Source organism: Streptomyces sp. NPDC060184, from assembly GCF_042728795.1.
Classification (GTDB): domain Bacteria; phylum Actinomycetota; class Actinomycetes; order Streptomycetales; family Streptomycetaceae; genus Streptomyces.
Genome location: NZ_JBHWYX010000043.1, coordinates 37,765 through 52,786 on the forward strand (window position 1 = coordinate 37,765; position 15,022 = coordinate 52,786).

Here is a 15,022-nt window from a genome sequence, read left to right on the forward strand (position 1 = left end):
GCGGGCACGACTCGGCCGCCCGGCCCACGCCCGGTACGCGGGACGGCCAGGCCGTGTTCCGACGCACGCCCCGAGCTCGTCCCCGTACCGGGCCCCGCACCACCGCCTCGCCACTCCTCCGCGCGCTGCCCGGCAGCGCCGAAAGGCCCCTCCATGCTGAAGACCGCGCTGAAGACCGCCTGCCAGGAGCAGCTGCTCCCCGGTGACACGCTCCAGGAGAAATGGGCGTTCGCCCAGGACGCCGGGTTCGACGCCGTCGAGCTGCGCTCGCGGGGCGACTTCCACTTCCGCGACCGCCTGCCCGAGCTGAAGCGGGCGCTGGCCGACGGCGTCGTCATGCCGACGGTCTGCGTCGAGATGCTGCACTTCTTCGCCGCCTTCGACGAAGGCCTGCGCAAGGACGCCCTGGAGCAGATGAAGTCGCAGCTCAGCGTCGCGGCCGAGATCGGCGCGCTGGGCGTGCAGACCCCGGCGTCGTACGGGATGTTCTCGCGCCGGCTGCCCCCGTTCGAGCCGCCGCGCTCCGAGGAGGAGGACCGCGAGGTGCTCCTCGCGGGCCTGACCGAGCTCGGCGAACACGCCCGCGCGGAGGGCGTCACCCTCTTCCTGGAACCGCTCAACCGGTACGAGGACCACATGGTCAACCGGCTGGACCAAGCCGTGGACCTGCTGAGCACGGTGGGCCTGGACTCGGTGAAGATCGGCATCGACAGCTACCACATGAACATCGAGGAGAGCGACCCGTCGGCCGCCATCCTCGCCGCCGCCCCGTACATCGGCCACGCCCAGGTCAGCGACTCCAACCGGTTCCAGCCGGGCGCCGGCCACCTGGACTGGCCGGCCTGGATCGGCGCGCTGCACACCATCGGCTTCGACGGCTACCTCGCCGCCGAGTGCCGCCTGACCGGCGACCCGGTCGAGGCCGTCCGCTCCATCCCGGCGTTCCTGCGGAGGTCGGGCGCGTGACCTCCCTTCTCGTCGGTCCCCCGGCGACCGCCGCCGGCGACCCCGCCGAGGCTCTCGGGCGCGGCGCGGCCCGCGTCCTCCTCACCAACTGGATGGGCGCCTCGACCGTTCCGTCCCGGGGCCTCTACCCGCACCAGTGGAGCTGGGACTCCGCGTTCATCGCGATCGGTCTGCGCCACCTCTCGGTGCGCCGGGCCCAGCGCGAGCTGGAAACCCTGCTGCACGCGCAGTGGGCGGACGGCCGGGTCCCGCACATCGTCTTCAACCCGGCGGTCCCGCACGACGCGTACTTCCCGAGCCCCGACTTCTGGCGCTCGTCGAGCGCGGGAGCGGCGGCCGGTGCCCCCGCGGGTACGGAGACCTCCGGGATCGTGCAGCCCCCGGTGCACGCGCTGGCCGCCTGGCTGGTGCACCTCGCCGACCCGGCGGACTCCCGCCGGCGCGGTTTCCTGCCCCGGGTGTACGGGCGCCTCGCCGCCTGGCACGACTACCTCACGGGCCCCCGGGACCTGGGCGGCGGCGGACTCGCCGCGATGGTCCACCCGTGGGAGCCGGGCATGGACAACAGCCCCTGCTGGGACGCCCCGCTGGGACGCGTGGAACCGGCCGCCCGGGGCTCGTACCGGCGCGCCGACCTCGACCACGGCCAGCCCTCCGAGCGGCCCACCGACCTGGACTACGGGCGGTACGTGCGCCTGGCCACCGACTACCGCGACGGCGGTTACGCCGACGCGGGCGCCGAGCACGCGTTCGCCGTCGAGGACCCCTGCGTCAACGCGCTGCTGATCGTCTCGGAGCGCGCGCTCGCCCGCATCGCCGCCGAGACGGGCGCCGACCCGGCCCCGCACGAACGGCGCGCGGCCCGCCTCACCGAAGCCCTGGTCGAGCGGCTCTGGTCGCCGGAGGCCGGCCTGTTCCTGAGCCGCGACCTGGTGAGCGGCGAGCTCATCCCCGAGAAGAGCGTCGCCGGACTGATCCCGTTGATCGTCCCCGGCCTCCCGCCGGAGATCGTCGACGCGCTGGTCGGGACGGCCGAAGGCTCCGCCTTCCGGCTCGGCGAGGTCCCGATGGTCCCGTCGTACGACTTCACCGGCACCGCCTTCGACCCGTCCCGCTACTGGCGCGGACCCGCCTGGTTCAACACCAGCTGGCTGGTGGAGCGCGGGCTGCGGCAGTACGGGCGGACCCGCGCGGCCGACCGGCTGCGCGCGGCGATGCTGGCAGCGGCCGGGGAGAGCGGCTTCGCGGAGTACGTCGACCCCTTCACCGGGCACGCCCGCGGCACCCGCGACTTCGGCTGGACCGCCGCACTCACCCTGGACCTGCTGGCTGCGGATCCGGGCGCGGACGCCGGGGTTCTCGGGCAGCGGCCGGACACGACGGTGGGGGTGAACGCGTGAGCACGAGCGCAGAACTCACCCTGGTCCGCGCCGGTACGTTCGCCGTGCTCGGCGCGGACGGCGGGATCACCGGCCGCCGGGGCACCTCCCCGGACGGCCTCTTCCGCCGGGACGCCCGCCACCTGAGCCGCTGGACGCTGACCGTGGACGGCACGGCTCCCGGTGTGCTCGTCCCGCTCGCCGGGGAGGCGGGCGCGGAGTGCGTACTGACCCCGCCCGGCACCCGTGACGAGCCGGCCGCCTACACGGTCTTTCGTGAACAGGCACTCGGTGACGGCTACTTGACCGAGCGCATCCGGCTGGTCAGCAACCGGGACGCACCGGTCTCCGCCGTCCTCGGCCTCACCGTGGACGCCGACTTCGCCGACCAGTTCGAACTGCGCTCGGACAACCGCCGGTACGACAAGACGGGAGCGCGGCGCACCGCGACCCCCACCCCGAACGGAGTCGTCTTCGCGTACGAGCGCGGCGCGGACTGGCTGTCGCGTACGACGGTGGCCGCCGACCCCGCACCCGCCGAAGTCGCCGATCTGGAGGGCGAGTCGACCGCCCGACTGCTCCGGTGGCGGCTGGAGGTGCCCGCGCAGGGCGCCGTCGAACTGCTGCTGACCGTGGCGGCGCAGCCGCACGGGGCCCCGGCGACCGGTCCGTTGGCGACCCCGGACGCCGTCGCGGCCGAACAGGCACTGGACACTCACGAGTTCACCGGCCTCACGCGTCCGCAGGCCTCGCTCCCGCTGCCCGCCGGTGCTCCGGACGGGCTCGCAAAGGCCTGTGCGCGCGGGCTCCGCGACCTGGCGGCGCTGCGGGTCCCGGCACTCGGGCCGGACGGCGAGGCGCTGCGGGTCCCGGGGGCGGGGGTGCCGTGGTTCCTGACACTCTTCGGCCGGGACGCCCTGCTCACCTCGCACTTCGCGCTCCCCTACCGCCCCGAGCCGGCGGCGGCCACCCTCGCCGCGCTCGCGGCGACCCAGGGCACGGAGTACGACGCGTTCCGGGGCGAACAGCCGGGACGGATCGTGCACGAGATCCGGCACGGCGAACTGGCCGCGTTCCGCCAGGTCCCGTACGGCCGTTACTACGGTTCGGTGGACGCGACCCCGCTCTTCCTGACCCTGCTGGACGCCCACGCCCTCGCCACCGGCGACACCGCTCTCGCCGCGCGCCTCGAACCGCAGGCGCGGGCGGCGGTCGCGTGGATGTTCCGGGACGGCGGCCTCTCCGAGCGTGGCTACCTCGTCTACACCCCGGACCCGGGCGGCCTCGTCAACCAGAACTGGAAGGACTCCGAGGGCGCGATCTGCTTCCTCGACGGCACCCAGGCCGAAGGCCCGATCGCGGTCGCGGAGGCGCAGGGGTACGCGTACGACGCCCTGGTCCGTACCGCCCGGCTCGCCCGCACCGTATGGGGCGACGGCGCCTGGGCCGACGAACTGGACGCTTCGGCACAGGACTTGCGGGAGCGCTTCCGGCGGGACTTCTGGATGACCGGCCCCGGCTTCCCGGCGCTCGCGCTGGACGGGAAGGGCCGGCAGGTCGACTCGCTCGCCTCCGACGCGGGACACCTCCTCTGGTCGGGCATCCTCGACGAGGAGCACGCCCGCCGGGTCGGCCGGCGGCTGCTGGAGCCCGACTTCTTCTCCGGCTGGGCGATCCGCACCCTCGCGGCCGGGCAGCCGGGCTACCACCCGCTCTCCTACCACCGGGGCACCGCCTGGCCGCACGACAACGCGGTCATCGTCCTCGGCCTCGCCCGCGCGGGTCTGGCCGACGAGGTCCGTGCACTCGCACGCGGTCTGCTGGACGCGGCAGGCCACCACGGCGACCGGCTGCCCGAGGTGATGGCCGGCTACGGCCGCGCCGACCACCCGCGCCCCGTCCCGTACCCGCACTCCTGCTCCCCGCAGGCGTGGGCGGCGGCGACCCCGCTGGCGATCCTCACGGCGCTCCGGGAGACGGCCGCGAAGTAGCGGTACGGGCGAGAGCGCACGAAGGGGGCGGCCGAGACGACCACCCCCTTCGTGCGCTCAGGCCACCGGCCCCGCGCGGGACGCCCCGCTGGGCATCACCCGGCACATGGGGCACAGGTCCTCCAGCGGGCCCAGGTGGGCACCCAGTCCGAGGTACCGCTCGCGCCGTCGGCGACCTCCTGGATCGCGTCGTCGTTCTCGTCCTGGGAGAACCGGAAGTCCGCCAGGGGCAGTTCGTCCCGGGGCGCCTGGGTCCGGGTGACCGGGCCACCGCGGTCCAGTTCCCAGAAGGCCAGCCCGAACACGATGATGTTCGTCAGCCACACCTGCAGGGCCGCCGTGAGCAGCGCGGGCCCGTCCTTCACCCCGGCGTGGATCAGTTCGTGGACGAGGATGCCCAGTGCGGTCATGTTGCTCGCCGCGATCACGAGCACGAGAGTCAAGGACAGCACACGGAACGTCCGGGTCTGCCGGGTCGGACGTCGCGGGTTGATCGCCACCAGGGGAACGAGAAGCAGCAGTTCGAGGCCGGGCAGTACGAATCGGGGGGCGACCAGCAACTGCTGCGGGAGAACCAGGTAGAGGACGATCGCCACGAGGCTGCTCCGGTCGGCGCCCGGCGCCCGCTACGACGAGCGGACCCGGAATCTCTACGGCCCCGGGAAGCGACGGCCCGGATCGGCCGGTACCAGCGCGAGGGTGTGGCGGAAAGCGTCGGGCCCGTGCCCACGGTGTGCGCGAAGGAGGGGAGCCGCGGGCGGTGATGACCCGACGGTCGGGTAGACGGGGAGTGAAGACCGGACGAGGGAGGAGCAATGGCGAACGACACTTCGCTGCGCGCGGTGGGATGGGCCCAGACTTTTCCGGTGTCGCACGGCGTGCGAGCTGGCCGTCAATGGACACGAGAGCGGCTTCGGTCCCTGCAATGGACCAGGGAAGCGCCCGAGACGGTGGACGCGATCCTGCTCAGTGTTTCCGAACTCGTGACCAACGCGCACGTGCACGCACACAGTGACGCCCAACTTGTCCTGACGTGGGACAGCCACTGCCTGCATGTGAGTGTGCACGACTCCGACCCTCTTCCCCCGGCCAAGAAGGCGGAAGACCTCACGACGCCCGGAGGGCGGGGGATGGTGCTGGTCGACGCACTCGCCGACGGCTGGACCACCCACCCGCAGGCGTCCGGCAAGACCGTCACCGCGTGCTTCGTACCTCCGGGCGCTCCGAAGCCTCGCCACGGCGGAGAGCCCAGCTGAGGCACGGCGGCCCGGTTCCTGCCCGGCGTGCGGGGCCGCCGGGAAGCGCCGATCCTGGAGGCGGCGGCATGCGAACGGACGTCGCCCCCAAGAGTTGCGGGAGAAAGGGTTCGCTCACGTGGCCAGGAAGAAGGACAAGAAGCTCTCCAAGGGTGACGACGTCAGCTGGAAGAGCCACGGCCAGGACGTGGAAGGCACCGTGAAGCGCAGGATCGACCAGCGTACCGAGGCGGCCGGCCGCACCGTGGAGGCCTCCGAGGAGCGACCTCAGTACGAGGTCCGGAGCGAGAAGACGGGCAAATCCGCGGTGCACCGCCCGGAATCGTTGCGCAGGAGAGGCAGCGGCGGCTCGTGAGCACCGGCGGCGGCGAGGACCGGCAGAGCGTGCTCGACCCCTTCGGCGATGCCGTCAACATGTCCGCCGCCGAGTCGGAGAGGTGGCTCGGTACGGAAACCGCGCGGGAGGCGGGCCAGAAGGGCGGCGGGGGCGGCGAGTCGACCGGCTCCGGGCAAGCCTGCCGTGGTGTCGCCGTCCGTCGACGAGCCGACGTCCCCGCGTGAGCCGATGCCGCCCAAAAGGCCGAATACGTCTACCAGCCGCTTCTGGTCAGGTACGCGGACTTCCTGGAAGCGGTGTCGCGGACGGCCCTCTCGCTGAGCAACCTCGACGATGCGACGCTGCCGCAGCAGACCGAGAGGCTCGCCCGGCTGGCCGGGGAGACCGAGGACCGATGCCGCGAGGTCGTCGTCGAGGCCGACACACGCAACCTTCCGCTGTCCGACCCCAGTCGGCCCTACGGCGTACTCGTCGTCGAGGCCACCCGCCTCATGGAGGAGGTGTGGTACACCTGCGACACCCTCAGCGGCTGGGTCGACGCATAGAGCCTGTTTCAGCCGGCGGTGCCGGCCGTGTGTCCGCCGGGTTCACGCGCGCGGAGCGGACTTCGTGACGGGAGCACCGGCCTCTTCCGCTGAGCCTCCGCTCACCTGAAGATCCTGCCGCCCTTCGACTGGCCGGCTTCCTCGCACCGCCCAACAGGCCCCTCTCGGAACTGGGTTCGCCGTGCGTACCTGCTCTGCGAACTCCGTCATCGGCCGTCTCGCGGCACCAGCCAGTCGAGGAAGGTCGCTGCGCAGCCAGTGGCAGGCTCCTTTCCCTTTGTGCAAGCGCGTCCTCTCCGCTCGCGCGGAGGGGACTGCTCGGTCAGGGCTGGTCGTTGGTGGGACGGGTGCCGTTGAACTGGAGTTGAGTGAGGGCGGTCGGTGTGACGCTGCCGTGCAGGAGGTGGTGCCAGAGGTTGGTGATGGCGTGGTGGGTGAGCCAGTTCTTGTTGGTTCGGGCGAGGGCTTCGTGGCCGATGGTTGTTGCGGTGATGGTCTGGGCGAGTTCCCAGGGAGTGGTGTGTTGTGCGAGGGCTCCCTGGGCGGCGGCGCGGGTGAGGGTGTGCTGGATGTAGGTCTGCCAGATGTGGTGGAGGTTGAGGCAGGTGCGGTTGGTGGCCTCGCTGTTGAGTCGTAGGCCGGCTCGGGTGACCACGTCGTGGTGGAGTGTGCGGGCGAGGGCGTGGGACGCGTCGATCAGTGTCTGCAGGGCGCTGGTGTCCGTGGGACGGTCCTTTTCGACTGCTCGGTAGAGGTGGCGGAGGGCTGTCTCCTCGACGGCGTCGGCCAGGTCCTGCTTGTTGGGGAAGTGGAAGTGGAGAGCTCCGCTGGTCACGCCCGCGGCGCTGGTCACTTCGCTGAGGCGCGTCCGTTCGTAGCCGTTCCTTTCGAACTGTTCGGCTGCGGCGCGCACGAGGGCTTCACGGGTGCGGATGGAGCGTTCCTGTCTCCCCTTTCCGGCGCGGCGGGTGTGCGGCTGCTCGAGATCATCCATCGATGGTGACGACAACATGGAGACATCAGTACTAAGAAGAATCATTTGATGCCAGTCCGCCGGGCCCTATGCGCCTTATATGCCATTTGTGTCGGCTTTCTTGCCATGCTGGCTGGAAGTGGTTATGAGATGAAAGGGGGGAATGTGCACTTCTCCTGAGGTGATAGGCGTGCAAAACGTACCTTTTCGTTCGAGTGCAGGCCGTTGACAAAAACATTCTCCGGCGTCTTATAATTGGCTGACGGGTTGCGTGGGGATCCATATGAGGGGAAATGAAGCCATGGCTGGCACCACAGGCCTACTTGCAAGCCGTGTTCCCGACGCGCCTGGAGGATGGGGCGACATAGGTAGAGGCCCGATTGGTGCTCCGGCGGTTCCGAACGCGGAGTCGCCGCCGGTGCGGGGCGCCGAGGAGGCCAGGGGCTGGCGTGTCCTGGTGGTGGAGAGCGATCCCGCGCAGGCGGACCCGCTCATGCGGGCCCTGCGCCGTCATGGACACCGGGCCGCCGGGGCTGTGACCGGGACGGCCGCTCTGCGCGCTTACGGGGAGGCCGATCTGATCCTCCTGGATCTGGACCTCCCGGATCTGGACGGTCTGGAGGTCTGCCGGAGCATTCGTCAGGTGGATGACATCCCGGTGATCGCGGTGACCTCGCGCGACAGTGAACTGGACCGGGTGCTCGGTCTTCGTGCCGGCGCCGACGACTACCTGGCGAAGCCCTACGGACTGCAGGAATTGATGGCGCGTATGGAAGCGGTCATGCGGCGCTTCAAGCCGCATGCTCCTCTTCCCGGCGGGCCGGGCGGTCGTGTCACGGCGTGCGGCGGGCTCCGGATCGATGCGGAGAGGCGCAGGGCGACCCTGGGGGGTCAGCCGCTCGACCTGACCCCGAAGGAGTTCGACCTCCTCCATCTCCTTGCCGCGCATCGGGGGGACGTGGTGCCCCGGAAGCTGTTGATGCAGGAAATCTGGGCCGGTTCCTGGTCCCGGCGCACGCTGGACACCCACGTATGCAGCCTGCGGAACAAGCTGGGGTCGGGTGACTGGATCCTCACCGTCCGCGGGGTCGGGTTCCAGATCGGACCCCGCTGAAGGCGCAGGCGCGACGGGCCGGCCGCTCCCGCGGTCTTCCCCCTCGGGCCGGGTGCCGGTCGAACTGCTGACCTCTTTGCGGGGGGTGCGCGGTGACGCCGGGCCCCGGTCTGGCGCACCTGACGCACCCGGGAGCGGTGCGGGGAGGGTGAAGGCGCGGGATCGAGGCGTTGTTTCCCGTGCGCTGCTGCCGTGCGGGAGCGTTCTCCATTGCGTGGGAGGAAGGGGGTTCCGGCCATTCGCTCTTCTGCTTGAAATGGCCTTACCTGCTTTGTTCCTCGAGTAATGCCGGGTGGAATGCGGGCCCTGTTGACGGTGGTCGACAAATGGAGTCTGCTGTGCCCTGGTACATGGTCGGCGCTCTCCCGTGAGAATGGGCGGGGCGGAGGCCATTTTCGCTTTGTCGTCCTCCTACGGAGAGCAGGGTCACCGGTGAAAGCCCAGTCCGCAGTCATTTCCCCCGGTCTCGTCCGGATCGACGCCCTCGGTGCGGATCCGCACGCGGAGATCGCGCGCATACGCCGGGACGGCCCGGTCGCTCCGGTCGTGCTGCCCGGCGGCATCGTGGTCTGGTCGATCACGGGCCATCAGGAGATCAAGCAGTTGATGGCGGACCCACGGGTCTCGAAGGACGCGGAACAGCACTGGCCGGTCTGGATCAACGGCGACGTCCCAGCCGGCTGGCCTCTTTCCCTCTGGGTCTCGGTGCGCAGCATGATCACCGCGTACGGCGAGGATCACAAGCGTCTGAGGAAGCTCACCGCGAAGGCGTTCACCGCGCGGAGGATCGGTGAACTCAAACCGCGGGTCGAGGAGTTCACCGGCCTGCTGCTGGAGAAACTCGCCGCCGCCCCGGAAGGCGAGGCGGTGGATTTGAGGGAACATTTCGCCGCTGTTCTGCCCGTGCAGGTCATCTGCGACCTGCTCGGCATTCCGGAGGAGGCGCGCCGCCGGCTCCAGGACACGATCGGCCTCACCTTTCTCACGGACGGGGCGCCCGGGACCGTGGAGCAGAACGTCGGCGAGCTCTACGCGGCGCTGAACGCTCTGGTCGACTTACGGCGGGCCACGCCGGGCGAGGACCTGATCACCTGCCTGATCGCCGCGCGCGACGAGGAGGTGGAGGGAGGGCTCACCCAGGAGGAGCTGGTGGACACCGTCCTGCTCATCATTTCCGCGGGCTACGAGACGACGGTGAACCTCCTCGACCACGCCGTGCACCATCTGTTGCGGCAACCCGAACAGCTCGCGCTGGTCCGTGACTCCGTCGCGACCTGGGGCGACGTCGTCGAGGAGACCCTGCGGTGCGATCCTCCCGGTTTCCACGTCCCTTTGCGGTACGCGGTCGAGGACATCGAGGTGGGCGGTGTGGTGATCGCCGCCGGGGACGCGATCCTCGTCTCTCCGGCGGGAGCGGGACGCGACCCCGAGGTCCACGGTCAGAACGCGGACGCGTTCGACGTGACCCGGGCCACGCGCCGGACCCACCTCACCTTCGGCCACGGGGTGCACCACTGCCTGGGGGCCCCACTGGCCAGGATGGAGGCCGCCGTCGCCCTCGAAGCTCTCTTCCGACGGTTCCCCGACATGCGGCTCGCGGAGCCGGAGAAACCCCTGGCGCCGCTGCCGTCGTTCATCTCGAACGGTCACCTCCGGCTCCCCGTACTGCTCCACGCCTGAGTCTCGCGCCCGTCCGGGCCGGTCGCCGACGGTCCGGACGGGATCCGCGCTCCGCGGGGCCCCGTCCGCGCGCAAACGGCGGTGCGCCCTCCACGGGGGTGGAGGGCGCACGGGGAGGTGGGCGGTGCCGCAGGGATGGCCGCGGACGCGCCCGATCTACGCGGTACATGACAAAGCTGAGGTTGTACAGGTCGTGCATGAGGTCCCATGTGTCCGGCACGGCTCGCCTGACGAAAATGGGGGGAGCCGTCAATTGAGGTGGGCTGCCCCGCTGTTGGGGGCGGGCGGGTGTGCGGTGGTGGGCCGCTCGCTCGCGCGGTCCGGTTTTGACCCGCTGTCCCGGTCGCCGCCGAAGTGGTGCAGGTGGTCCGACGCCCAGTCGTGGTACGAGCGCGGACGGTGTCCCGTCAGCTGCTCCAGGTCGTCGCCGGTTCGCCGCTTCTTCCCCGCTGCCTGGAGATCGGCCCGCTGGAGCAGCGCCCCCACCACGTGGGGCGGGTGGCGCCGGGCGAGTACCGCCGCCTCTTCCTGCCTGGTCCGTTCCCGGAAGATCACCGGTGTACCGAGCAGCGCGCCCAGAATTCCGGTCTGCTGCCTGGCCGTCAGGGCCTCGGGCCCTACCAGGGTGTAGGTCTTGCCCCGGTGTTCCGGCCGGGTCAGTGCGCGTACCGCGACCGAGGCGACGTCACGCGGATCGACCGGGGTGTTCGGGGCGTCCCCGTACAGGGCGTCGACCGTCCCTTCCGCGCGCAGGCCGGCCGCCCAGGCCAGTGTGTTCGACATGAAGGCCCGGGGCCTCAGCACCGTCCAGGAGAGCGCGGCACCGCGTACCAACTCCTCGATCTCACGCTGGCGTCGGGTGAGGAAGTCGTCGATGTCGTCGTCCACCGCCGCGGCGGACAGCTTCACCACGTGCCCGACGCCTTCAACGGTCGCCGCCCTGAGGAAGTGCGCGTCGTGCGGGGCGGTCGGATGGTTCGTCACGAGGAACGCCGCGTGCACCCCGCGCAGCGCGCGCCTGAGGGAGAGGGGGTCGGCGTAGTCGGCCGTGACGGTCTCGGTCCGCGGAATGTCCGCGTCGATCCGGCGGGGGTCCCTGGCCATCAGGCGTACAGGCACCCGGTGCGTGGCCAGCCGGCGGGCCACGAGGGCGCCGGTGACGCCGGTGGCGCCGGTGACGAGGATCAACGGACCGCTCCGCCCTCGGGGGCGGTCACCGAGGACCTGAAGACTTCCTCGCCTTCCTGGCGCCCGGTGACCACGACCGTGTTCCTCCGCTGTCCGGAGTGCGCCTCGATCCATATCGGCTCGCCGAACTCGGCGTAGCGGCCGAAGGAGTTGGTCGCTGCGGCGGGGTGGAACGCCGCCGGGCCCATTAAGGTGTACGCCGCCTGTCTGGCCGCCTCGATCAGCACCATCCCCGGGATGTGGTCCTTGGCGCCCTGGTACAGGGTGGTGTGCCCCGTGTCCACGCGCAGCCGCCACTGGCCGCTCCGGGAGGCGGGGGCCAGGAGCACGTCCTCGGGCCGGGTCCGTCCCACGGTGTGCGGGGGGACGCCGGACTCGGGAGGGAGCATCCCCGCGGCATCCGTCCGCCCGCCGCGCAGCCGCGCGTAGGTCCGCGGGTTCATGATCCTGATGCTGCTGACGCCGACGCCGGCCGTCTGGCCCTCCCTGCGGACCGTGACGCGGCTGTCCATCGAGGAGAGGCGTCCCGCCCGCCACGTCGTCCCGGAGAGGGAGACCTCGATCTCCACCTCGTGACTGCCGGTGGCGCGCAGGTGAGCCGGGTCGCAGGTGAAGTCCAGCGCCCACATCAGGAAGTGATGGTCCAGCGGCACGCCGTAGGCGCCGTGACCGATCAGTATCGTGCTCTGCCGCATGGACTCCACCAGCAGCAGGGCGTCGTGCAGGCCGTCCGCCGGCGCGAAGAAGGCGTGGTCCTCGGGCCACCTTCCGCTCACCAGAAACCGGTTCTCCGCTCTGCGTTCCCATCCCGTGGGTACGACGTCCTGCGGTCTCGCCCGGTGGACGAGTTCCATCGGCACCCCGGATCTCGCGCCCTCTACCAGGGCATACGTGTCCGACACGCTGCACTCTCCTACGTATGTGGCGAACTGCCCCACGCAGTCCGCGCCGACAAGATACGTACGCCGGAGTATGTTTTGCAATGGCCCCTGGAAAGTGGCCAGCTCTCCTCCGGATTCTTCGGCACAAGTGCAGGTGAAGGCCATTCCGTACGGGGCTTTTCGGCCGCTTTTGCCCGTCACCGGCGCACGTCGTCGGCTGGTGCGGGGCCTTCTGCGGGCCTTGGCGGTGTGTGGGCTGTTAAATTCATACGGTTCAGTCTTTAAAAATGCCTCGGCAGTACCCGCAGGGAGCAACGTGGCTAAACAGGATCGATCAGTACGTACCCGGCGCCGTGTGCTGGAGGCGGCGGCGGAGGTCTTCGAACGGGAGGGCTACCGGGCGACGACCGTCAGTGAGATCGCCGCCGCGGCCGGCATGACGAAGGGAGCCGTGTACTTCCACTTCAGCGGCAAGGAGGAGCTTGCCCACACCATCCTCGACGAGCAGCAGCGCGGCGCCGTGGACGCACTCCTGCCGCAGAACGTGAAGCTGCAGGAGATAGTGGACTCGGGCCTGGTGCTCGCCGAACGGCTCCACACGGACCGCCTCGTGCGCGCCAGCGTCCGTCTCAGCCTGGACCAGCAAGCCGCCGAGCTCGACCGGAGCAGCGCGTTCCGTACCTGGACGGAGGCCAACCTCGCGATCCTCCAGGAGGCCGGGCGGCGGGGGGAACTGCTCGCGCACGTCGACGTCGCCGCCACCGCCGAGCTGTTCGTCGGCTCCTTCGCGGGCCTCCAGCACATGTCACAGCTCCTGGCGGGGTACGCGGACCTGCCGCAGCGGATCTCCGTGCTGCTGCACCACGTGATGCCCAGCATCGCCATCCCCCCGGTCCTGGGCAAGCTCGACCTGCGCGCCGAGCGCGGCGCTCACCTCATCGCCGAGGCCGAGGCCCGGGCGACCGCCGCGGCGGCGGGCGCACCGCCCGTCGCCGGGGAGGGCTCGACGCCCGACGCGGCATGACGGAGCGGCAGATCCCGCCGCCGGAGGAGGCTCCCGTGCCCGCAGGCCCGCGTCCGTCGGCGTACCGGGAGGAATCATTCGCCGCCGCGCACCGGCCGCCGGCCGCCCGCGGTCGACCCGGCGCCCCGGGCCGTGGCCACGTGGAAAACTCCGTGCCCCGCAGAAGAGCTCTTCTGCGGGGCACGGAGTCTTCCCCCGCTCGGGGCGGGAGCCGGTCGTCGGAGTCCGGACACCGGGTCAGGGCGTGTCCCGCCCGGTCGGGCGGGGGCATCGTCCGCCGTGGGGGGACGGGCGTGCCGGGCCCTCCCCGTCGCCGGGGACTTCGAAAAGACGAACCGGGAGTGTCTGGAAGATCTCGCGATCACACCCGACCCGCACCGTCTCGCGGTGTTCGGTGGTACGGGCGGGCCGGGGTGATCCACACGCCCTGGCTAGGCCGCGTCGACCATGTCCGGCCGCTTCGCGGGGAACGCGTGCTTGCGGGCCAGGACCACCACGATCAGCACGGGCGCCATGAGTGCCAGGACGCTCCAGGCGAAGGAGTCGGGGCCGATACCGTTCAGGAGGAGGCCGCCCACGGCTCCGCCGCCGGCCATGAAGGAGTTCCACGTGGTGACCAGCAGGGCCTGCCCCCGTTCGCCTCCCGCGTCGGTGACGGCGGTCTGGAGGAGGGTTGTGACACCGCCCCAGCCCAGGCCCCAGAGCACCATCGCGCCGTAGACCACGACGATGTTGCCGGCCAGCAGGGCCAGGAGGACCGCGGCGGTGAGGAACAGGGCGCTGCTGATGACCGTCAGATGGCGCAGCCTGCGGTCCACCAGGGCACCGGTGATCAGGATGCTCACCACGGAGGCGATGCCGAAGACGAGCAGCACCACGTCACGGGAGTCGCCCATGTCGTTCTCGTCGAGGAAGGTGGCGATGTACGTGTACAGGATGTTGTGGGCGAGCACGTAGGCCGCGACCACGAACAGCACCGCCGCGACGCCGGGAAGCGCCAGCGCCTTCAGGATCGGCTCACGGGCTTCCGGCCGCTTGCCGGGGGCGTCGGGGACCGAGGCGAGGATCCAGCCCAGCAGGGCCACGGAGATCAGGGTCACCAGGCCGAAGGTCATCCGCCAGCCGAACAGGCCGCCGAGGAAGGTGCCCAGCGGGATGCCGAGCGACAGGGCGAGCGGGACGCCGGCCATGGTGATGGCGATGGCCCTGCCCTGCAGATGGGGCGGAGCCAGCCGCCGCGCGTAGCCGACGAGTTCGGCCCAGACGGCCGCCGCGGCGACGCCCGCGATCAGGCGGAACACCATCGTCAGGGGGTAGCTGGACGACAGTGCCGTGACCGTGTTGGCGATGGCGAAGGCCATGACCGCCAGGAGCAGCAGCTTCTTGCGGGCCCAGGCTGCCGTGGTGACGGACAGGGGGATGGCCGAGACGCCGGTGGCGATCGCGTAGATGGTGAGGGACTGGCCCATCGCGGACTCGCTGACCGAGAGGTCCCGGGCCATTTCGGGGAGCACCCCGGCGGGAAGGGCCTCCGTCAGGATCCCCATGAAGGCGGCCGTCGACAGGGCCAGGAGCGGGGACATGGGGAGCTTGCGACTCTCCGCGGGCACGGACGTGCCGCGGAGCTCTGTTTGAGAAGCTGACATGAATGTATCCTCAAACCTTCACACTGATGTGAATGTCAAGTG

15 protein-coding genes are annotated in these 15,022 nt (G+C 70.9%); 10 read left to right on the top strand and 5 right to left on the bottom strand.

Features of this window, described 5'->3' with window-relative positions:
* Nucleotides 1-153: 153 nt before the first annotated feature.
* The 3 genes from ACFWEE_RS25310 to ACFWEE_RS25320 are packed head-to-tail and all read left to right on the top strand — an operon-like array spanning nucleotide 154 to nucleotide 4,336.
* Complete coding sequence (locus ACFWEE_RS25310) at nucleotides 154-966, top strand: sugar phosphate isomerase/epimerase family protein (protein WP_386892386.1); 813 nt, start codon at nucleotides 154-156, stop codon at nucleotides 964-966.
* Nucleotides 963-2,366, top strand: coding sequence for a trehalase family glycosidase (locus ACFWEE_RS25315; RefSeq protein WP_386892387.1), 1,404 nt, complete (start codon nucleotides 963-965; stop codon nucleotides 2,364-2,366). The genes ACFWEE_RS25310 and ACFWEE_RS25315 overlap by 4 nt, the downstream gene beginning before the upstream one ends.
* Nucleotides 2,363-4,336, top strand: a complete 1,974-nt coding sequence (locus ACFWEE_RS25320) for a glycogen debranching N-terminal domain-containing protein (protein WP_386892389.1) — start codon at nucleotides 2,363-2,365, stop codon at nucleotides 4,334-4,336. Before ACFWEE_RS25315 ends, ACFWEE_RS25320 begins: the two co-directional genes overlap by 4 nt.
* 95 nt (nucleotides 4,337-4,431) lie before the next feature.
* Here the strand turns inward: ACFWEE_RS25320 and ACFWEE_RS25325 are convergent, their stop codons facing one another.
* Nucleotides 4,432-4,932: a hypothetical protein gene (locus ACFWEE_RS25325; protein WP_386892391.1), complete on the bottom strand. Its 501-nt coding sequence runs from the start codon at nucleotides 4,930-4,932 to the stop codon at nucleotides 4,432-4,434.
* Between the two features lie 219 nt (nucleotides 4,933-5,151).
* On the opposite strand from ACFWEE_RS25325, the gene ACFWEE_RS25330 reads away from it, so the two are divergent.
* The 4 genes from ACFWEE_RS25330 to ACFWEE_RS25345 all read left to right on the top strand — a co-directional run bounded on the left by ACFWEE_RS25330 (nucleotide 5,152) and on the right by ACFWEE_RS25345 (nucleotide 6,474).
* A complete protein-coding gene (locus tag ACFWEE_RS25330; protein ID WP_386892393.1) occupies nucleotides 5,152-5,592 on the top strand; it encodes an ATP-binding protein in 441 nt (146 codons plus the stop codon).
* Between the two features lie 118 nt (nucleotides 5,593-5,710).
* Nucleotides 5,711-5,947 carry a DUF2945 domain-containing protein gene (locus ACFWEE_RS25335; RefSeq protein WP_386892394.1) on the top strand — a complete coding sequence of 79 codons (237 nt, stop codon included), beginning with the start codon at nucleotides 5,711-5,713 and terminating at the stop codon, nucleotides 5,945-5,947.
* On the top strand, nucleotides 5,944-6,153 hold the full coding sequence (locus ACFWEE_RS25340; protein WP_386892395.1) for a DUF3140 domain-containing protein: 210 nt from the start codon (nucleotides 5,944-5,946) through the stop codon (nucleotides 6,151-6,153). The genes ACFWEE_RS25335 and ACFWEE_RS25340 overlap by 4 nt, the downstream gene beginning before the upstream one ends.
* A gap of 72 nt (nucleotides 6,154-6,225) precedes the next feature.
* On the top strand, nucleotides 6,226-6,474 hold the full coding sequence (locus ACFWEE_RS25345) for a hypothetical protein (protein WP_386892396.1): 249 nt from the start codon (nucleotides 6,226-6,228) through the stop codon (nucleotides 6,472-6,474).
* A gap of 322 nt (nucleotides 6,475-6,796) precedes the next feature.
* On the opposite strand, the gene ACFWEE_RS25350 is transcribed toward ACFWEE_RS25345, so the two are convergent.
* Nucleotides 6,797-7,468, bottom strand: coding sequence for a ScbR family autoregulator-binding transcription factor (locus ACFWEE_RS25350; RefSeq protein WP_386892397.1), 672 nt, complete (start codon nucleotides 7,466-7,468; stop codon nucleotides 6,797-6,799).
* 439 nt (nucleotides 7,469-7,907) lie between these two features.
* Between ACFWEE_RS25350 and ACFWEE_RS25355 the strand changes: the two genes are divergently transcribed.
* Both ACFWEE_RS25355 and ACFWEE_RS25360 read left to right on the top strand, forming a co-directional pair.
* A complete protein-coding gene (locus tag ACFWEE_RS25355) occupies nucleotides 7,908-8,561 on the top strand; it encodes a winged helix-turn-helix domain-containing protein (protein WP_386892398.1) in 654 nt (217 codons plus the stop codon).
* 432 nt (nucleotides 8,562-8,993) lie between these two features.
* Nucleotides 8,994-10,241, top strand: coding sequence for a cytochrome P450 (locus ACFWEE_RS25360; protein ID WP_386892400.1), 1,248 nt, complete (start codon nucleotides 8,994-8,996; stop codon nucleotides 10,239-10,241).
* 249 nt (nucleotides 10,242-10,490) lie between these two features.
* Here the strand turns inward: ACFWEE_RS25360 and ACFWEE_RS25365 are convergent, their stop codons facing one another.
* Nucleotides 10,491-11,429: an NAD(P)H-binding protein gene (locus tag ACFWEE_RS25365; RefSeq protein ID WP_386892402.1), complete on the bottom strand. Its 939-nt coding sequence runs from the start codon at nucleotides 11,427-11,429 to the stop codon at nucleotides 10,491-10,493.
* Nucleotides 11,426-12,475 carry a ScbA/BarX family gamma-butyrolactone biosynthesis protein gene (locus ACFWEE_RS25370; protein WP_386892403.1) on the bottom strand — a complete coding sequence of 350 codons (1,050 nt, stop codon included), beginning with the start codon at nucleotides 12,473-12,475 and terminating at the stop codon, nucleotides 11,426-11,428. Before ACFWEE_RS25370 ends, ACFWEE_RS25365 begins: the two co-directional genes overlap by 4 nt.
* Before the next feature lie 151 nt (nucleotides 12,476-12,626).
* Between ACFWEE_RS25370 and ACFWEE_RS25375 the strand changes: the two genes are divergently transcribed.
* Nucleotides 12,627-13,334 (top strand): ScbR family autoregulator-binding transcription factor, encoded by a 708-nt coding sequence (locus ACFWEE_RS25375; protein ID WP_386892405.1) that lies wholly within the window; start codon nucleotides 12,627-12,629, stop codon nucleotides 13,332-13,334.
* Between the two features lie 431 nt (nucleotides 13,335-13,765).
* Here ACFWEE_RS25375 and ACFWEE_RS25380 read toward each other — a convergent pair whose 3' ends face one another.
* Nucleotides 13,766-14,980 carry an MFS transporter gene (locus tag ACFWEE_RS25380; RefSeq protein WP_386892407.1) on the bottom strand — a complete coding sequence of 405 codons (1,215 nt, stop codon included), beginning with the start codon at nucleotides 14,978-14,980 and terminating at the stop codon, nucleotides 13,766-13,768.
* Nucleotides 14,981-15,022: the final 42 nt, after the last annotated feature.

Bases quoted from the DNA above. Each gene is read 5' to 3' on its own strand.
- ACFWEE_RS25380 (WP_386892407.1), bottom strand. From the start codon at position 14,980: ATGTCAGCTTCTCAAACAGAGCTCCGCGGCACGTCCGTGCCCGCGGAG.
- ACFWEE_RS25350 (WP_386892397.1), bottom strand. From the start codon at position 7,468: ATGGATGATCTCGAGCAGCCGCACACCCGCCGCGCCGGAAAGGGGAGA.
- ACFWEE_RS25310 (WP_386892386.1), top strand. From the start codon at position 154: ATGCTGAAGACCGCGCTGAAGACCGCCTGCCAGGAGCAGCTGCTCCCC.
- ACFWEE_RS25370 (WP_386892403.1), bottom strand. From the start codon at position 12,475: ATGGCCTTCACCTGCACTTGTGCCGAAGAATCCGGAGGAGAGCTGGCC.
- ACFWEE_RS25330 (WP_386892393.1), top strand. From the start codon at position 5,152: ATGGCGAACGACACTTCGCTGCGCGCGGTGGGATGGGCCCAGACTTTT.